Genomic DNA, 17,525 nt, shown 5'->3' on the forward strand with positions numbered 1-17,525 from the left:
TTCTCCAGCATTTACTTCTTTACCTGCACCTGTTTGCCGTGAATGCGGTTAATATCGCGCCAGATGGTTGCATAATCTCTGCACTTCGCCAGATTCTCTTCCCAGCAATGCAGCAAAAATTGTTCTGGCTCGGCAACATCCCGGCTTAACAGCTTGAATATCCAACGATTCCAGACATACCACTTGAAAAGCCACATGATTTCACTCCGCAACGCGACCGGTGTTGAACTATATCAGCCTCAGTTTGATGCCGTGTGGCAACTATTGCGATGTCGATGAATAAGTCAGCGTCGTGCCTCTCCGGTTGTGTGCAGAGAAGATTTATTATTTTCTCAACCACTTACCATTGATGCCCTGGACGTACTCCCCTGGTTTAGCCCGAGCGACCAGCTTTTGTCCGGCCATTTTCGCCACTTCATCTGGAGGAATGTTATTGCTCTCAGCCAGTTGCTGATAGCTGGCGCTGCGTGCTTTATTAATCTCACTCACCAGCGCCTGCGTTTCGGCGTCGGTTTGCAATGCCACCAGATAACCATTAAGCGTTTCGCCCACCCGCCCCTGGGATCTGGCTTCATTCAAGGTCAATGCCCACCCATTGCCACTGAATAAACTCAATGCCACCAGGATCACTGCAAGCTGTTTTTTCATCGTGACCTCAGAACAAATCGCTGCGCGATTTTAATAAGCTCTCAACGTCTTTATCGACTTTGATATGGATCTCATGCTCGATTTTGACGTTCATATTAATAGTGATCGGCTCTTTAGGCGCAGCCACTTCGATTCTGGGTGTGCACCCGATCAGCAGAGATGAAGCCAGCAGACCCAGCATGGCAGCTATCGTTTTCATTGTTGTTCCTCACATTCCTTGCCTTCCGGGCAATGGGATTCTGGCAGCGCTGCATTTTGTTCAAGCCATGCCTGTAAATTGTCGCCAAAACGCAAACTACGCCATAGCGTAAAGACGTTTTCCTCATGGGTGTAATTCAAATTAACCGTCCCCACTTTGCCATCCACCCGGCTATTGCCAGTTACGGTTGCCTGCATGGTTAAGACACCGAGATTATCCAAATTTATTTTCGTCCAGGAATGGCTTATTTCCATATAACGCAGCCAGTTAATGGCCGCACCGGCTGCCATATTATCTTTGACGACGGCATCCGCCGTGTCTTTATCAATACGCAGCGTCATAGGCCCCGGATTGGTCAGCCAGCCGTCTTTAATGATCCACTTTTCGTTATCCAGCCATAACGGCAACGCACCGCTGACCGGGCCAGACATAGCGAATTGCTTGGGATTAACCGCGCTGATAAGCTCGCTGGAAGAGATATTCTGCACCCGTAATAATGCCGGATCGTGCTGCGGCATCCGCAGTTGTTGCATGATGACTTTGCCCCCTAGCAGTTCGGCGCTGACATCGCTTAACAGTAACGGATTGTCTTCACTCCAGGGATACGCCCCCTGTAGATCGGCGGCGATATTTTTCACCGTCACCTGATTCACCACTTCCGCAATACGTAGTGAAATAGGTCCACGCGTACCCAGTTGCCATGCGCCTTCACTAAACCGGAAAGGCAACACAAAATCGACGCCATTAATTTGGTTATCGGGCATCCAGGCGCTACCGCCTTTTAATACCCCATGGCCGCCCGCTTCAAAGCCCTGTTCCGGGGCAGCCGAAAACGCAACCTGCGCATACAGTTCACCTTCACGTAGCTTCATTTTCCAGTCTGGTGGGATGAGCGGTTGGAATACGGTGAGCGATTGTTTTGGCCACCAGGCCTGTCCGCGCAGGCGGATCCCGTCCCAACGGCCATTTACCTGTACTGGACCTATCGCGCCCGCGTGAAGCTGGCCTTTAAACTGGAAAATCGTCGGGTCGGTGCCTTCCACGCTGAACTTCAGGGTTGACGGCGGTAACACGCTCCCCCCGGTAAAGGTGGTGTTCCCTGCGTCCAGCGACAGCGCGCCGCTAAAAGTCGGTTTGTTGGCATCCCGTACCCAGACGATCGGCTCGTCCATCACCAGGCGTGGGGTTTCCACCTTCATGGTGCCGTATTGCAGGTGGTCAAATCCGGTGGAGAGATCAAAAAGCTTCAGGGTGTTGTCATGCCATTCGCCCTTACCCGCCACGTCCCAACGCGCATGCATTGGCGTAAAGCTGCCTTTGCCCCAGTACCGCCACTGCCAGCGACCCGCGTCAGGGAGAAAATCATTTGCCAGACCATCCAGATGCAATTCAAAACCGCCCATCTGGTTTTCATGCGCGCGCAATATAGCCTGCAGACGGCCATCTACGCCGCGCTGCGTTACTTTTACGCCCGCCAGCGGCCAGCGAATTTCGTCAATATCCAGCGAGTCAATCACCCGTCCACGCGAACGCAGCAGCGCTCCTGGCTCGAAAGTAAGCTGCGGGTCGTTCAGGCTTCCGGTGAGTCTGGCGGGTAATTTGGCGTAGAAGATCAGGTCACCCTGTTTCGCCTCGCCTATTAACTGTAACGGCATATCACTACTATCCACACCCAGCTTACCCGGCCCCAGCGTTAATACGGCGTTTCCTTTACCTGCATCGCCTTGGGTCAATATGTTCAGACGCCCGCTCACCACCGCATTTTCCAGCCCGGCCTGCCAGTTTTCAACTTTCATGCCCAACCGCCCGCTGAGCGGGAATCCCTGATAAGGCCAGTTCCAGCGACCGTCGCTGATGGTTAATTGCTGACGGGTTATTTCCCACGGAAGATCGAGCAACGGATCGGCATTATCCCGCGCCATGACGATCAGTTGTCCGCTGTTTTCTTGCCACTCCAGTTCGGCGTCCACCAGTGAGGGCTCCTGCGGCAAGCTCAGAGTAGCAACCGCATGACCGCTCACCGGTAGTCCATCAGGAACCAGTGGCATGGTAAATTCACCGACCAGTTTTACCGGCGGTTGCCCTTCAAACGCGGCTATATCCAGCTCATTTACCGTGAGATTTTGCCCGTGCAGACGCCCCTGGAATTTCACTTTTTCACCCTGGTAGCGCAGTTGCTGGGTCGATGGCGTTAGCGAGAGAGACAGTTTTCCCTGCCACTCCTGCCAGGGGGAGAGAATAACTTTGTCGATGTTAATCCAGGTATTGGGCAGCATCGATTGCCATTCAGCCAGCGTTTTGGGCGCTGCCGGAGACGCTTCTGTCTGCGGTAATTTAGCCAGGCAAGCGGAATCCAGCTCAATTGTCCCGACATTGAGCAACCAGCGGCTGGGATGGGAAAGATCGGCCTGAGTAATGCGCGCTAGCGGGCAATCATCGACCAGATAGCGGAGTTCCGGGATATGCAGCCCATGCCGTGTCAACCGTGGGCTCTCATCCAGCGCGATGCGCGTGCCAACAGGTAACCAGACGCCCACCAGCGTAGGAACCCACAGGCCAAGCGTCATGACCAACGTCAGCGGCACGAGAATCAATAATAAGAGAAGTGCCAGAGCGGCTTTATATTTACCCTTCATGGGTAGTTAATATCCTGATTTAGCGAAAATTTAAGCCGGTTTAGGCCAGTATTGTGGCATGTTTAACAGGATATGCCCACATTAAGAATAAATTCCCATGAAGTATATGCACTATTTATCAATCAACGAGAATTAATAAAATAATAATCAATTCAATAAGATAGTGCGTTATTTTATATGGCACGCTATTACACGTGCCGTCGGGAATATAAAGAACTCAGACTCAATGAGGCCTCAGTTCTCCATCGCTATGTTTAGGTCCTAAACGACCAGCTTCTATCAGGATTTCCTCAATGAGCTCTTCGAGGCACTCCCTACCATGATGATCGCAGACCAGATGTACCTGCCGGGAAATCTCCTCAGGTTTCATACCATCACATAATGCCGCCTTAAGCATTAAGGTGGCCCATCGCTTTGCTTCAGAGTGAGTTAACATGACCCCTCCCGATATTTGCTACCTGTATAAGCGTAGCTGTCTGGATGTGATTCGGCTGGCTTTTTACCTGCATCGATTACGGGTATTGAGTTGGACGGAAAAATATCCAGTTGTTGAAATTGAGTAACCTGCCCACACTAACAACAGATGCGCTGAAATTATTCATTACGCCTATGACTATCAATAACTTTTTAGATTTTGTAAAATAATTTGAATTGGATTAATGTGACGTCAAAATCACTGGAGAAAGTCTTATGAAACTCGCCATCTATAGTACAAAACAGTACGACAAGAAGTATCTGCAGCAGGTTAACGAGGCTTTTGGTTTTGAACTTGAATTCTTTGACTTTCTGCTGACGGAGAAAACAGCCAAAACAGCCCATGGCTGTGAAGCTGTCTGTATCTTCGTCAACGACGATGGCAGCCGCCCGGTTCTGGAAGAGCTGAAAAAGCATGGCGTGAAATATATTGCGCTGCGTTGCGCCGGATTCAATAACGTCGATCTCGACGCGGCAAAAGAGCTCGGCCTGCAGGTCGTCCGTGTGCCAGCCTATTCACCGGAAGCCGTCGCTGAACATGCGATTGGCATGATGATGACGTTGAATCGCCGTATTCACCGCGCCTATCAGCGTACTCGTGATGCCAACTTCTCTCTTGAGGGGCTGACCGGCTTTACCATGTATGGCAAAACGGCTGGGGTGATCGGTACCGGTAAGATTGGGATTGCGGCACTGCGGATCCTGAAAGGTTTTGGGATGCGCCTGCTGGCGTTTGATCCTTACCCAAGCGCTGCCGCACTGGAGTTAGGCGTTGAATATGTCGATCTTAAAACGCTGTTCGCGGAGTCCGATGTTATCTCCCTGCACTGTCCGTTAACGCCGGAGAATTATCACCTGCTCAATCACGAAGCCTTTGAGCAAATGAAAAATGGCGTGATGGTTATTAACACCAGCCGCGGGGCATTGATCGATTCACAAGCCGCTATCGATGCGCTGAAAAACCAGAAAATTGGTTCTCTGGGTATGGACGTGTATGAAAACGAACGCGACCTGTTCTTTGAAGATAAATCCAATGACGTGATTCAGGATGATGTGTTCCGCCGCCTGTCGGCCTGTCATAACGTGCTGTTCACCGGTCACCAGGCGTTCCTGACTGCCGAAGCATTGACCAGCATTTCTGAGACCACGCTGCAAAATCTGGCACAAATCTCCAAAGGCGAAACCTGTCCAAACGCCCTCTTCTAATCCCTGTGCTCCCCTGGATTCAGGGGGGCATTTTCAGATAATCACCGATGCTAAAATCTTCAGTATCATTATTATATTGAATGTATTCCCGTCACAAACGTAGAGAAATTGAATGAAAAAAGTTGTCACGTTGGTTGCGCTCAGCATGCTGATGGCTGGCTGTGTGAGCAATGGAAAAGTTTCCGTCAATCGCGAACAGTTGCAGCATCACCGCTTCGTTTTGCAGAGCGTGAATGGTAAAGCCGTCACCGTCGCTAATAACCCACCCGAATTGAGTTTTGGCGAAAACATGACGGTATCGGGAAAGATGTGTAATCAATTCCACGGTCAGGGCAAACTGTCCGACGGCGAGTTGAAGGTTAAAGATATGGCGATGACCCGCATGATGTGCGCCGATCCGCAGCTTAACGCGCTCGACGGGATCGTCAGCGACATGTTTAAGCAAGGCGCACAGGTCGATCTGACTGCTGACCAGTTAACACTGGCGACAGCAGAACAAACGCTGACGTATAAACTCGCGGATTTAATGTAGGAAACGCGGTGGCTTAATAGTTGCCACAGCTTCCGGCGGCAAGCGACTGCTCACTACAGCGTTTGCCGTTGGGTAACGCACACATTCCGATAGCTGAACCATCCAGCTGACGGGCAACGGAGAGCGAACCACCAATCATGGCGCAATTAGCTTCTCCAGAACTGGACATTGCGGCCTTCATCCCCGGTGCGACATGCGCGGCGGTTGCCTGCTGAACAGGTTCACTACTACAAGCCGATAATAATAACGCGGCACACCCTACCCAAAACGCTGCGCGCATCTTACTCCCCTCTGAATATTAACCAAACGACACAGCCATAAATAATAGGCAGCGGAAACACCGCCGTCGAGAGGCAATATGCGCATTTATGCGCACTGTTTACATTTTCTGGCAATTTTTTGGCTGCTCCTTTGATCAAACCATTCATTCTGTTTATTCGAGGGACACAAAAGCGAAAATCTGTCTTTAGCGCTTTTGCTAAACTAAAAGGATAACTACAGGATTCGCCGCTGTTACGCGTGTCCCTTTTTTTGCGCAATGTAAGGGTGTCAGTATGATCACAATTGACGGTAATGGTGCGGTTGCTTCGGTCGCATTTCGTACCAGCGAGGTTATCGCCATCTACCCGATTACGCCCAGTTCGACGATGGCTGAACAGGCGGATGCCTGGGCCGGGAACGGGCTTAAAAACGTGTGGGGGGATACCCCTCGTGTCGTAGAAATGCAGTCGGAAGGGCGGTGCGATAGCGACCGTTCACGGCGCGTTGCAGACCGGTGCGCTCTCTACGTCGTTTACTTCATCGCAGGGCCTGTTGCTGATGATCCCGACGCTGTACAAACTGGCCGGTCAGTTGACTCCGTTTGTGCTGCACGTTGCGGCGCGTACGATTGCCACTCACGCATTATCCATCTTTGGCGATCATTCCGACGTGATGGCGGTGCGCCAAACGGGATGCGCAATGCTGTGCGCCAGCAGCGTTCAGGAAGCACAAGACTTTGCGCTAATTTCGCAAATGGCCACCCTGAAAAGCCGGGTCCCGTTTATTCATTTCTTTGATGGTTTTCGCACATCGCATGAAATTAATAAAATAGTGCCGCTGGCCGATGACACAATCCTCGGGCTGATGCCGCAGGCAGAAATCGATGCTCATCGCGCGCGCGCGCTCAACCCAGAGCATCCGGTTATTCGCGGTACGTCTGCGAACCCGGACACCTACTTCCAGTCACGCGAAGCAACAAACCCGTGGTACAACGCGGTTTACGATCACGTAGAACAGGCGATGAACGATTTCGCTGCTGCGACGGGCCGTCAGTACCAGCCATTTGAATACTACGGTCACCCGCAGGCAGAACGCGTCATTATTTTGATGGGCTCGGCGATTGGAACCAGTGAAGAAGTCGTCGAAGAGCTGCTGGCACGCGGCGAGAAAGTTGGCGTTCTGAAAGTGCGTCTGTTCCGCCCATTCTCTGCCAAACATTTACTGCGCGCTCTGCCGGAAACGGTACGGAGCATCGCCGTCCTGGATCGCACCAAAGAGCCCGGCGCGCAAGCTGAACCGTTGTATCTGGATGTAATGACCGCGCTGGCGGAAGCCTTTAACTGCGGCGAACGAGAAACGCTACCGCGCGTGATTGGCGGGCGTTATGGCCTTTCTTCCAAAGAGTTTGGCCCGGACTGCGTCATGGCGGTCTTTAATGAGCTGAGTAGCGCGAAGCCGAAATCTCGCTTTACGGTCGGTATCTATGATGATGTCACCAACCTGTCGCTACCGTTACCGGAAAACACCCTGCCCGGTACCGCGAAGCTCGAGGCACTGTTTTACGGGCTGGGCAGTGACGGTAGCGTGTCGGCCACCAAAAACAACATCAAGATTATCGGTAACTCTACGCCGTGGTATGCGCAGGGTTATTTCGTCTATGACTCGAAAAAAGCAGGCGGTCTGACGGTTTCTCACCTGCGCGTTAGTGAACAACCTATTCGCTCAGCGTATCTGGTGTCGCAAGCCGATTTTGTTGGTTGTCACCAGTTGCAATTTATCGATAAGTATCAGATGGCTGAGCGCCTGAAACCTGGCGGTATATTCCTGCTTAATACCCCGTACAGTGTGGATGAAGTCTGGACACGTCTGCCGCAGGAAGTTCAGGCTGTTCTGAATCAGAAGAAAGCGCGTTTCTACGTGATTAATGCGGCCAAAATTGCCCGCGAATGCGGTCTGGCTGCACGTATTAACACCGTTATGCAGATGGCGTTCTTCCATCTGACGCAAATCTTACCAGGCGACAGCGCTCTGGCTGAATTGCAGGGTGCGATTGCGAAAAGCTATAGCAGTAAAGGACAGGATCTGGTTGAACGTAACTGGCAGGCGCTGGCCCTGGCGCGTGAATCCGTCGCCGAAGTGGCGCTTCAGCCGGTTGACTCACATAGCGCTAATCGCCCACCGGTGGTTTCTGATGCCGCACCTGATTTCGTGAAAACCGTCACCGCGGCAATGCTCGCCGGTCTGGGCGATGCTCTCCCCGTTTCAGCGCTGCCGCCAGACGGCACCTGGCCGATGGGCACCACGCGTTGGGAAAAACGCAATATCGCCGAAGAGATCCCCATCTGGAAAGAAGAGCTGTGTACCCAGTGTAACCACTGCGTAGCCGCTTGCCCGCACTCGGCTATCCGCGCCAAAGTGGTTTCACCAGAAGCGATGGAAAATGCCCCTGCCAGCCTGCATTCTCTGGACGTGAAATCACGCGATATGCGCGGTCAGAAATATGTCCTGCAGGTTGCGCCAGAGGATTGCACCGGGTGTAATCTGTGCGTCGAAGTATGCCCGGCGAAAGATCGCCAGAACCCGGAGATCAAGGCCATCAATATGATGTCGCGCCTTGAGCACGTGGAAGAAGAAAAAGTTAACTATGACTACTTCCTCAATCTGCCGGAAATCGATCGCACTAAACTGGAACGCATTGATATTCGTACCTCGCAGTTGATAACACCGCTGTTTGAGTACTCTGGTGCCTGCTCTGGCTGTGGTGAAACGCCGTATATCAAATTGCTTACGCAGTTGTACGGCGACCGTATGCTGATCGCCAATGCGACCGGCTGTTCATCAATTTATGGCGGTAACCTGCCCTCAACGCCTTACACCACCGACGCCAATGGTCGCGGGCCTGCGTGGGCAAACTCCCTGTTTGAGGATAACGCCGAGTTTGGGCTGGGCTTCCGCCTGACGGTGGATCAGCACCGTGTACGCGTCATGCGTTTAGTGGAACAGTTTGCCGATAACATTCCGGCTGAACTGAATGACGCCCTGCACGCTGAAGCTACGCCAGAGGTGCGCCGTGAGCAAGTTGCAGCACTGCGCCAGCACCTGAAAGATGTCGACGGCGCACAGCAGTTGTTAACCGATGCCGATGCGCTGGTCGAGAAATCTATCTGGCTGATTGGCGGTGATGGCTGGGCTTACGATATTGGTTTTGGGGGACTGGATCACGTCCTGAGCCTGACCGAGAACGTCAATATTTTGGTACTGGATACCCAGTGTTACTCCAATACAGGCGGACAAGCGTCGAAAGCTACGCCGCTCGGGGCCGTCACTAAATTTGGTGAGCATGGCAAACGCAAAGCTCGCAAAGATCTTGGCGTCAGTATGATGATGTACGGGCACGTGTATGTTGCACAAATCTCTCTGGGCGCGCAGTTGAACCAGACGGTGAAAGCTATCCAGGAAGCGGAAGCCTATCCAGGTCCGTCGCTGATTATCGCCTATAGCCCATGTGAAGAGCATGGTTACGATCTCGCACTAAGCCATGATCAGATGCGTCAGCTCACGGCAACCGGGTTCTGGCCGCTGTACCGCTTTGATCCGCGTCGAGCAGATGAAGGTAAGCTGCCGCTGGCGCTGGACTCTCGGCCACCGTCAGACGCCCTGGCCGAAACATTGCTTAACGAGCAGCGCTTCCGTCGTCTGAATACCCAACAGCCAGAAGTCGCAGAACAGCTCTGGAAAGACGCCGCAGCCGATCTGCAAAAACGCTACGACTTCCTTGCGCAGTTGGCTGGAAAAGCGGAAAAGAGCGGTACCGAGTAATGCGTTTATCTCAGTATTAACCTGGAACCCAAAAAAAAAGCCCGAACAGTTGTTCGGGCTTGTCAATTTATTCGCTGGCTAATTAATAATAGCTATCAATACGTCAACGAAAAATAAAACGTGACAATAAAGGCATATAACACGCGCAGAATAGCCCAACACAATTCACTTGTATAATTTTTATTTTATATATTTACCATCCATACATTCACCACAATTATCATCATTTCCGTAGAATTATTTCTTTAAGGTTTTACTTAAGGCGTAACAATTCATATTTATCCCTTTACGGAACTTCTCCTTTAGCATGCTTTTACTCCCTACATGGGTAGTCACAGGTTAATAAAAAAACTAAAGGATTATTTCAATGAACAGAAAAGTACTGGCTCTCGTAATTCCTGCCCTGCTGGCTGCAGGCGCTGCTCACGCGGCTGAAGTTTATAATAAAGACGGCAACAAATTAGATCTCTATGGCAAAGTAGACGGCCTGCATTATTTCTCTGATGATTCTTCCAAAGATGGTGATCAGTCTTATGTTCGTCTGGGCTTCAAAGGCGAAACTCAGATTAACGACCAACTGACTGGTTACGGTCAGTGGGAATACAACGTTCAAGCTAACAATACTGAATCTTCAGAGAATCAGTCCTGGACCCGTCTGGCATTTGCTGGCCTGAAATTTGGCGACTACGGCTCATTCGACTACGGCCGTAACTACGGCGTTCTGTACGACGTGGAAGGCTGGACTGATATGCTGCCGGAATTTGGTGGCGACTCTTACACCAACGCCGATAACTTTATGACAGGTCGTGCTAACGGTGTGGCAACCTACCGTAATACTGATTTCTTCGGTCTGGTTAACGGTCTGAACTTTGCCCTACAGTATCAGGGTAACAATGAAGGTGCTTCTAATGGTCAGGAAGGCACCAATAACGGTCGCGATGTTCGTCATGAAAACGGCGACGGCTTTGGTATTTCCACCACTTATGACTTTGGTAAGGGCTTCAGCGCTGGCGTGGCATACGCATCATCTGACCGTACGAATGAACAAGTCAGTGCAGGTAATGCTCTTGGTCAGTATGCAGGCGGTGACAAAGCTGACGCTTGGACTGCGGGTCTGAAATACGATGCAAATAACATCTATCTGGCAACCATGTATTCTGAAACCCGCAACATGACTCCGTTTGGAAGCACGGATAGTGATAACGGCGGTGGCATTGCAAACAAAACTCAAAACTTTGAAGTTACTGCTCAGTACCAGTTTGACTTCGGTCTGCGTCCGGCAGTGTCTTTCCTGATGTCTAAAGGTAAAGATCTGAACAATGTCGATGGCGACAAAGATCTGGTTAAATATGCTGACGTAGGTGCGACTTACTACTTCAACAAAAACATGTCTACCTACGTTGATTACAAAATCAACCTGCTGGACGAAGACGATAGCTTCTACGCTAACAACGGCATCTCTACCGATGACGTAGTAGCACTGGGTATGGTTTACCAGTTCTAATCCGTCAGCCCGCTGGCAACAGCGGGCTCTCTTTATGTTCTAACAATTCTGTTTTATCCAGATCAAAACATTATATCTGTTGCGCTAAAACACATCTCTGATAGATGATATCTTGCATTAAGACCTGTAGTAGAGGATACCTGCAATGAATCATCATCCTGTAAAATCATCCCGTATTGCATCCGTCGGCTATGACGAATCCTCCCGCACGCTAGAAATTCGCTTTCACCAGTTGGCTACTCTGCAATATCAGCATGTCCCTGCTCGTATTTTTCGTGATTTCCTGAGCGTCGTTTCTAAAGGTCGATTTTACGATGGAGTAATAAAAGGAAAGTTTCCTGAAATAAAAATAAAGTGATGCCAAAATGTGATCTTTGTCATTGTACATAAAGTGCCATTACGCGGTAAGCTTTGGGTGGATACTTAAACAGGAGGTTTTATGAACAGAACGATTCTTGTACCCATCGATATTTCAGACTCAGAATTAACTCAACGTGTTATTGCCCATGTTGAAGCAGAGGCAAAAATTGACGATGCACAGGTTCATTTTTTGACCGTAATTCCGTCACTGCCCTATTATGCTTCCCTGGGATTGGCCTACTCGGCAGAGTTACCGGCCATGGAAGATCTGAAAGCCGAAGCAAAATCTCAACTGGAAGAGATTATCAAGAAGTTCAATATCCCAACGGACAGAGTGCACGTTCATGTCACAGAAGGTGCGCCAAAAGATAAGATTCTGGAGATGGCCAAAAAATTACCGGCTGATATGGTCATTATTGCCTCACATCGACCTGACATCACTACCTACCTGCTGGGGTCTAACGCCGCAGCCGTGGTGCGTCATGCGGAGTGTTCGGTACTGGTAGTCCGCTAAGCTGTCTGGCCCGCACATCGCTGCGGGCTTTTTGTTTCTACCTCTTATACCCCACGATTCCTGTCCTAAATGTGCTGACATTTTTCCCGCTTATCCGTACCATACACGCCACAGTTTTTATATCAGACTTCTTTTGCCGGACTATCCGGCGTGATGCATACTCTTCTGATGCCACACTATGAATTGAGCCTCTATTAAATGTCGCAAAATCAAGATATTAGTAAGAAAGAACAATACAACCTGAACAAATTGCAAAAACGTCTGCGCCGTAACGTGGGCGAAGCCATTGCCGACTTCAATATGATCGAAGACGGCGATCGCATTATGGTGTGCCTTTCCGGGGGGAAAGACAGCTATACCATGCTGGAGATCCTGCGTAATTTGCAGCAAAGCGCCCCGATCAGTTTTTCCTTAGTTGCGGTTAACCTCGATCAGAAACAACCTGGCTTCCCGGAGCATATTCTGCCGGAATATCTGGAACAACTGGGCGTGGAGTATAAGATTGTCGAAGAAAACACCTACGGGATCGTCAAAGATAAAATCCCTGAAGGCAAAACGACCTGCTCGCTCTGTTCTCGCCTGCGTCGCGGCATTCTGTACCGCACGGCAACTGAGTTAGGCGCCACCAAGATTGCGCTCGGTCACCATCGCGACGACATCCTGCAAACACTGTTTTTAAACATGTTCTACGGCGGGAAGATGAAAGGTATGCCGCCGAAACTGATGAGCGATGACGGTAAACATATCGTTATCCGTCCGCTGGCTTACTGCCGTGAGAAAGATATCGAGCGTTTCTCCGAAGCGAAAGGTTTCCCGATTATTCCATGTAATCTGTGCGGCTCACAGCCTAACCTGCAGCGTCAGGTCATTGCCGATATGCTGCGCGACTGGGACAAACGCTATCCAGGGCGTATTGAAACCATGTTCAGCGCAATGCAGAACGTTGTACCTTCACATCTGAGCGATATCAATCTGTTCGATTTTAAAGGCATCAGGCACGGTTCAGAGGTTGTGGACGGCGGTGATTTAGCGTTCGATCGTGAAGAGATCCCGTTGCAGCCTGCGGGGTGGCAGCCAGAAGAAGAAGATGCTCAACTGGATGAGCTGCGCCTGAACGTCGTGGAAGTGAAGTAAGTCGATAGTGCCGGATAAGCGGAGCGCCATCTGGCGCTCCGACGAGTGGTTATTTCAATAACCGAACCCGGCAAGTCTTGCCTTTTATCTTACCGTTTTGCAATTGCTTCCATGCCTTATGCGCTACAGTCTGGCGAACAGCGACATAGACATGCGCAGGATGAACGGCAATTTTGCCGATATCGGCGCCTTCCAGACCAATATCACCGGTCAGCGCGCCGAGAACATCGCCGGGACGCATTTTAGCCTTTTTACCGCCATCAATGCATAACGTCGCCATCTCAGCTTCCAGCGGCAGGATTGGGCCGTTAGCTGGGGCTGGCAGCCAGTTCAGCTTCAGTTGCAACATTTCAGAAAGAATATTGGCCCGCTGCGCTTCTTCCGGTGCACAGAAGCTAATCGCCAGACCACTGTTGCCGGCACGCGCGGTACGTCCGATACGATGGACGTGGACTTCCGGATCCCACGCCAGTTCGAAGTTAACCACCAGCTCAAGTGATTTAATATCCAGACCACGCGCGGCCACATCGGTAGCAACCAGAATGCGCGCGCTGCCGTTGGCAAAACGCACCAGCGTTTGATCGCGATCGCGCTGCTCAAGATCGCCATGCAGTGAGAGCGCGCTTTGCCCCGCCGCATTCAGTGCGTCACACACGGCCTGACAATCTTTTTTGGTATTACAAAAAACTACGCATGATGCAGGTTGATGCTGACTGAGCAATTTTTGCAGCAGCGGAATTTTGCCGTGGCTGGAAGTTTCGAAAAACTGCTGCTCAATCGCCGGCAGCGCGTCAACGGTATCAATTTCGATCGTTAATGGATTTTGTTGCACCCGGCCACTAATGGCGGCAATGGCTTCCGGCCAGGTCGCAGAAAACAGTAAGGTCTGACGCGAAGCTGGCGCAAAGCGAATGACATCATCAATCGCATCGCTAAAGCCCATATCCAGCATGCGATCGGCTTCATCCATCACCAGCGTATTCAGGGCATCCAGAGAAACAGTGCCTTTTTGCAGATGGTCGAGTAAACGCCCCGGCGTGGCGACAATAATATGTGGCGCATGCTGCAGGGAGTCACGTTGTGCGCCAAAGGGCTGCCCACCGCACAACGTTAAGATCTTGGTGTTTGGCAGAAAGCGCGCTAAGCGACGCAGCTCACCCGCCACCTGGTCAGCAAGCTCGCGCGTTGGGCACAGCACCAGGGACTGCGTCTGAAACAGCGCGACATCAACATGCTGTAATAATCCAAGACCAAAAGCCGCCGTTTTGCCACTGCCGGTTTTAGCCTGCACGCGAACATCTTTCCCCGCCAGAATTGCCGGTAACGCAGCAGCCTGAACAGGCGTCATTTCAAGATAACCCAGCTCGTTAAGATTCTCGAGTTGGGCAGCAGGTAAAACATTCAGGGTTGAAAAAGCGGTCACAATTTAATCTCGCGGTAAAAACTCACAATCAGCAGGCGCGTATCCTCGCAGATCTGCGCCCGCGATGCGACAATTTAATCGGCTCTTCATCCGGTGGCGGATCCGGCATTGGCTGCGGACGAGGTATGGGATCGGGAATGGGAACCGGGTCGGTCGGTAGCGAATCAGTGTGCGGTGTTGCAATCAGACAGTTCATATACCCCTCCAGTTATTCAGGTTGGCTCTTTTAGGGTAGACGCTGATTTCCTGCAGGCAAAAAAAAGCCGACTAATCTAAGTCGGCGTCGTACGAATCAATTGTGCTATGCAGTAATTCAAAAAAGGAAGTAAGACAATATGGAGCGCAACGCCCATCGCTTGACGTTGCATTCACCTGCGAGAGAGATATTGCCCCGAATAGGTAGATGGTTTATTGACTTCGCTCAAAAACCAGGACGTTTTCATGCGCAAAAGTCACTAAAAAACGTTGTTGTTACAACCATTTACTACGATGCAACCATAAAGTAACACCACCAATCAGGACCACTAACAGAATACAAAAAAGTGAGAAGCCAAACTGCCAGCCACCGCCAGGGATACCGCCGAGGTTAACGCCAAACAGCCCGGTTAAAAATGTGCTGGGAAGAAAAACCATTGCCATCAATGACATTGTATACGTTCGGCGAGCCAGAGACTCCTGCATAACCTGCGCAATTTCATCCGCCATAATACCGGTCCTGGCAATACAGGCATCTATTTCATCCAGCCCTCTCCCTAGCCTGTCAGCGATATCCTGCATCCGCCGCCGATGGTCGTCGGTCATCCAGGAAAAACGTTCGCTCGCCAGCCGGGAATAGACATCGCGTTGAGGCGCCATATAGCGGCGCATCACAATTAACTGCTTACGCAGCAATGCCAGGAAACCACGCGGCGGAATCTGCTGATCGAGCAGGTTATCTTCCAGATCGATAATCTTATCGTGCAGTTGTTCGATAAACTCACTGGCATGATCGGTTAGTGCATCGCAAACATCCACCAGCCAACTACCACAATCAGCCGCTCCCGTGCCTTCCTGGAGATCGCTGACCACATCATCCAGCGCCAATACTTTACGCTGACGCGTTGAGACAATCAGACGTTCATCCATATATAAGCGCATCGCAACCAGTTGGTCAGGTCGCTCGTCGGTGCTGCCGTTAATACAGCGCAGCGTAATCAACGTACCTTCCCCTACCCGGCTTACGCGTGGGCGCGTGCTTTCACCCGCCAGCGCATCACGCACGTTATTGGGAAGTAAAGGCGTTGTCGCCAGCCATTGCGCGCTTTCAGGATGGGTATAATTAAGATGCAGCCAGCAGGGATGTTGACTGTCGATAACATCGTTATCTTCCAGTGGCTTCACCCCACCACGGCCATCCAACAGCCAGGCAAACACGGCATCCGGCACATTAACATCCGTTCCCTTAATGGCTTCCACAGCGCCTCCACAAACATTCAGCTTTTTTCGTTAGTCTAGCTGTCAGAATATGTTAAGCAATATCTCATTGTCCCATTGTGCTGAAATGATTCATAAAAAGTATCTGATAATAAGAAAAGCGCCGACGAATGCGGCGCTGGTTAAGAGATGCCCCTCTCAGGCCCGCTGGCGTTTCTCTGATTCAAGCGTATGACTTAAGCGAAATTTATGCGTTCGCGATTGAAGGTCAATCACCTGGTTTTTCAGGATACCTGATGAGTCAGAAAGCTCATCAACCATAATGGCATTACTTTGGGTGACGTTCTCCAGTTCGGCCAGAGCATGGGTAATTCTGATAATTCCTTTCTCCTGCTCCTGCGTAGTGGTTAATATCTCGCCCATCAGTTGGTTTAATTGCCCGGCTCCCCCGACAATATCATGCATGTTTTTCTCAGCTTCACGCACAATAGCAGCGCCTTGCTGAACATTTTGATGGGTTTGGGCAATCAGTTGCTTAATATTCTTAGCTGCATCTGCACTGCGGTGTGCAAGCATTCTTACCTCACCGGCCACCACGGAAAACCCTTTGCCATGTTCACCGGCCCTTGCAGCTTCCACAGCAGCATTCAATGCCAGAATATTGGTCTGGAATGCAATACCATCTATCAGCGTAATAATTTCTGTCATTTGCTGTGCGCATTCGGTGATTGAACGCATATTTGTCGCAACCTGCACCATTAATTCGCCACCCTGACGGGCGCATTGCGTGGCAATTGTTGCCTGGGCGCTGGCTATTTGCGTGTTATCAGCATTATTTCGCGTATTAACCGCTATTTCATCCATGTTGGCAGCCGTCTGCATTAATGCTCCGGATTGCTGTTCTGTTTTCACTGAAAGCTCGGCGCTGCGTTCCGCCAGCTGTTCAGAAAGCGTCATCGCCGTTTGCGAGGATGTTCTGATCTCATTAACGAATGCTGAAATATTACTTGATAAGCTATTGATGCCAGGAATTAGTCTACCCGCACAGTTATTACCAAACTCGGGAATACTGATTGCCAGATTCCCGGATGTTACTTCTTCAATGCTTCTTTTAACCGTATTAATCGGCATGACCAGATATTTCGTCATGTACCACCACAAACATAATATAGAAATAATGCTTACCGCATTAGTACCAATAATAATTTCTGGGGTAGCCGAAAAAATCATTTCAACAACATTGAGCACAACGGCTGTAATGAGCAGAAATAAAATAATGAAGGTTCTGACGCTAATATCATTTAACATTTTAACCCTGTGCACCAAGAAATAACGTGGATGTTATTTTTATAGCATCTGCATTACAGATTTCCATTGCTCTGTGACGAAAGCTGAACTTTCA

Annotated in this window: 15 protein-coding genes and 1 pseudogene; 7 read left to right on the top strand and 9 right to left on the bottom strand. The window is 50.5% G+C overall.

The window, feature by feature from the left end:
- Positions 1–11: 11 nt before the first annotated feature.
- The 4 genes from GPJ68_RS12525 to GPJ68_RS12540 form a co-directional block, all read right to left on the bottom strand.
- On the bottom strand, positions 12–197 hold the full coding sequence (locus GPJ68_RS12525; protein WP_016153181.1) for a hypothetical protein: 186 nt from the start codon (positions 195–197) through the stop codon (positions 12–14).
- 127 nt (positions 198–324) lie between these two features.
- Positions 325–648, bottom strand: a complete 324-nt coding sequence (locus GPJ68_RS12530; protein ID WP_016156611.1) for a YdbL family protein — start codon at positions 646–648, stop codon at positions 325–327.
- Positions 649–655: 7 nt separating this feature from the next.
- The gene (locus GPJ68_RS12535) at positions 656–847 is read right to left on the bottom strand and encodes a YnbE family lipoprotein (RefSeq protein WP_016156612.1); all 192 of its coding nucleotides are present in this window, start codon (positions 845–847) and stop codon (positions 656–658) included.
- Entirely contained in the window at positions 844–3,483 is a 2,640-nt protein-coding gene (locus GPJ68_RS12540; protein ID WP_104652043.1) for a YdbH family protein, read from the bottom strand. Before GPJ68_RS12540 ends, GPJ68_RS12535 begins: the two co-directional genes overlap by 4 nt.
- A 690-nt stretch (positions 3,484–4,173) precedes the next feature.
- Here GPJ68_RS12540 and GPJ68_RS12545 point away from each other — a divergent pair.
- Positions 4,174–5,163 (top strand): 2-hydroxyacid dehydrogenase, encoded by a 990-nt coding sequence (locus tag GPJ68_RS12545; RefSeq protein WP_003833196.1) that lies wholly within the window; start codon positions 4,174–4,176, stop codon positions 5,161–5,163.
- Positions 5,164–5,275: 112 nt separating this feature from the next.
- Complete coding sequence (gene hslJ / locus GPJ68_RS12550; protein WP_094761302.1) at positions 5,276–5,695, top strand: heat shock protein HslJ; 420 nt, start codon at positions 5,276–5,278, stop codon at positions 5,693–5,695.
- Between the two features lie 13 nt (positions 5,696–5,708).
- Here the strand turns inward: hslJ and GPJ68_RS12555 are convergent, their stop codons facing one another.
- The gene (locus GPJ68_RS12555; protein WP_003020360.1) at positions 5,709–5,975 is read right to left on the bottom strand and encodes a DUF333 domain-containing protein; all 267 of its coding nucleotides are present in this window, start codon (positions 5,973–5,975) and stop codon (positions 5,709–5,711) included.
- Between the two features lie 274 nt (positions 5,976–6,249).
- Here GPJ68_RS12555 and nifJ point away from each other — a divergent pair.
- The 5 genes and pseudogenes from nifJ (at position 6,250) to ttcA (ending at position 13,287) form a co-directional block, all read left to right on the top strand.
- A pseudogene (nifJ, locus tag GPJ68_RS12560) lies at positions 6,250–9,775 on the top strand (pyruvate:ferredoxin (flavodoxin) oxidoreductase).
- 367 nt (positions 9,776–10,142) lie between these two features.
- Positions 10,143–11,279 carry a porin OmpC gene (gene ompC, locus GPJ68_RS12565; RefSeq protein WP_047417332.1) on the top strand — a complete coding sequence of 379 codons (1,137 nt, stop codon included), beginning with the start codon at positions 10,143–10,145 and terminating at the stop codon, positions 11,277–11,279.
- 145 nt (positions 11,280–11,424) lie between these two features.
- Positions 11,425–11,637 carry a KTSC domain-containing protein gene (locus GPJ68_RS12570; RefSeq protein ID WP_043016208.1) on the top strand — a complete coding sequence of 71 codons (213 nt, stop codon included), beginning with the start codon at positions 11,425–11,427 and terminating at the stop codon, positions 11,635–11,637.
- 81 nt (positions 11,638–11,718) lie between these two features.
- A complete protein-coding gene (gene uspF, locus GPJ68_RS12575) occupies positions 11,719–12,153 on the top strand; it encodes a universal stress protein UspF (protein WP_016153190.1) in 435 nt (144 codons plus the stop codon).
- Positions 12,154–12,351: 198 nt separating this feature from the next.
- Positions 12,352–13,287, top strand: coding sequence for a tRNA 2-thiocytidine(32) synthetase TtcA (gene ttcA / locus GPJ68_RS12580; protein WP_104652045.1), 936 nt, complete (start codon positions 12,352–12,354; stop codon positions 13,285–13,287).
- A gap of 49 nt (positions 13,288–13,336) precedes the next feature.
- Here the strand turns inward: ttcA and dbpA are convergent, their stop codons facing one another.
- The 4 genes from dbpA to GPJ68_RS12600 all read right to left on the bottom strand — a co-directional run bounded on the left by dbpA (position 13,337) and on the right by GPJ68_RS12600 (position 17,431).
- Positions 13,337–14,710: an ATP-dependent RNA helicase DbpA gene (dbpA, locus tag GPJ68_RS12585; RefSeq protein ID WP_104652046.1), complete on the bottom strand. Its 1,374-nt coding sequence runs from the start codon at positions 14,708–14,710 to the stop codon at positions 13,337–13,339.
- Positions 14,711–14,738: 28 nt separating this feature from the next.
- The gene (locus GPJ68_RS12590) at positions 14,739–14,906 is read right to left on the bottom strand and encodes a hypothetical protein (RefSeq protein ID WP_016153197.1); all 168 of its coding nucleotides are present in this window, start codon (positions 14,904–14,906) and stop codon (positions 14,739–14,741) included.
- Between the two features lie 275 nt (positions 14,907–15,181).
- On the bottom strand, positions 15,182–16,165 hold the full coding sequence (gene zntB / locus GPJ68_RS12595) for a zinc transporter ZntB (protein WP_016153198.1): 984 nt from the start codon (positions 16,163–16,165) through the stop codon (positions 15,182–15,184).
- Positions 16,166–16,321: 156 nt separating this feature from the next.
- Complete coding sequence (locus GPJ68_RS12600; protein ID WP_180836697.1) at positions 16,322–17,431, bottom strand: methyl-accepting chemotaxis protein; 1,110 nt, start codon at positions 17,429–17,431, stop codon at positions 16,322–16,324.
- Positions 17,432–17,525: the final 94 nt, after the last annotated feature.

This window comes from Citrobacter sp. 172116965 (assembly GCF_013458095.1).
In the GTDB taxonomy this organism is placed as follows: Bacteria; Pseudomonadota; Gammaproteobacteria; order Enterobacterales; family Enterobacteriaceae; genus Citrobacter; species Citrobacter braakii.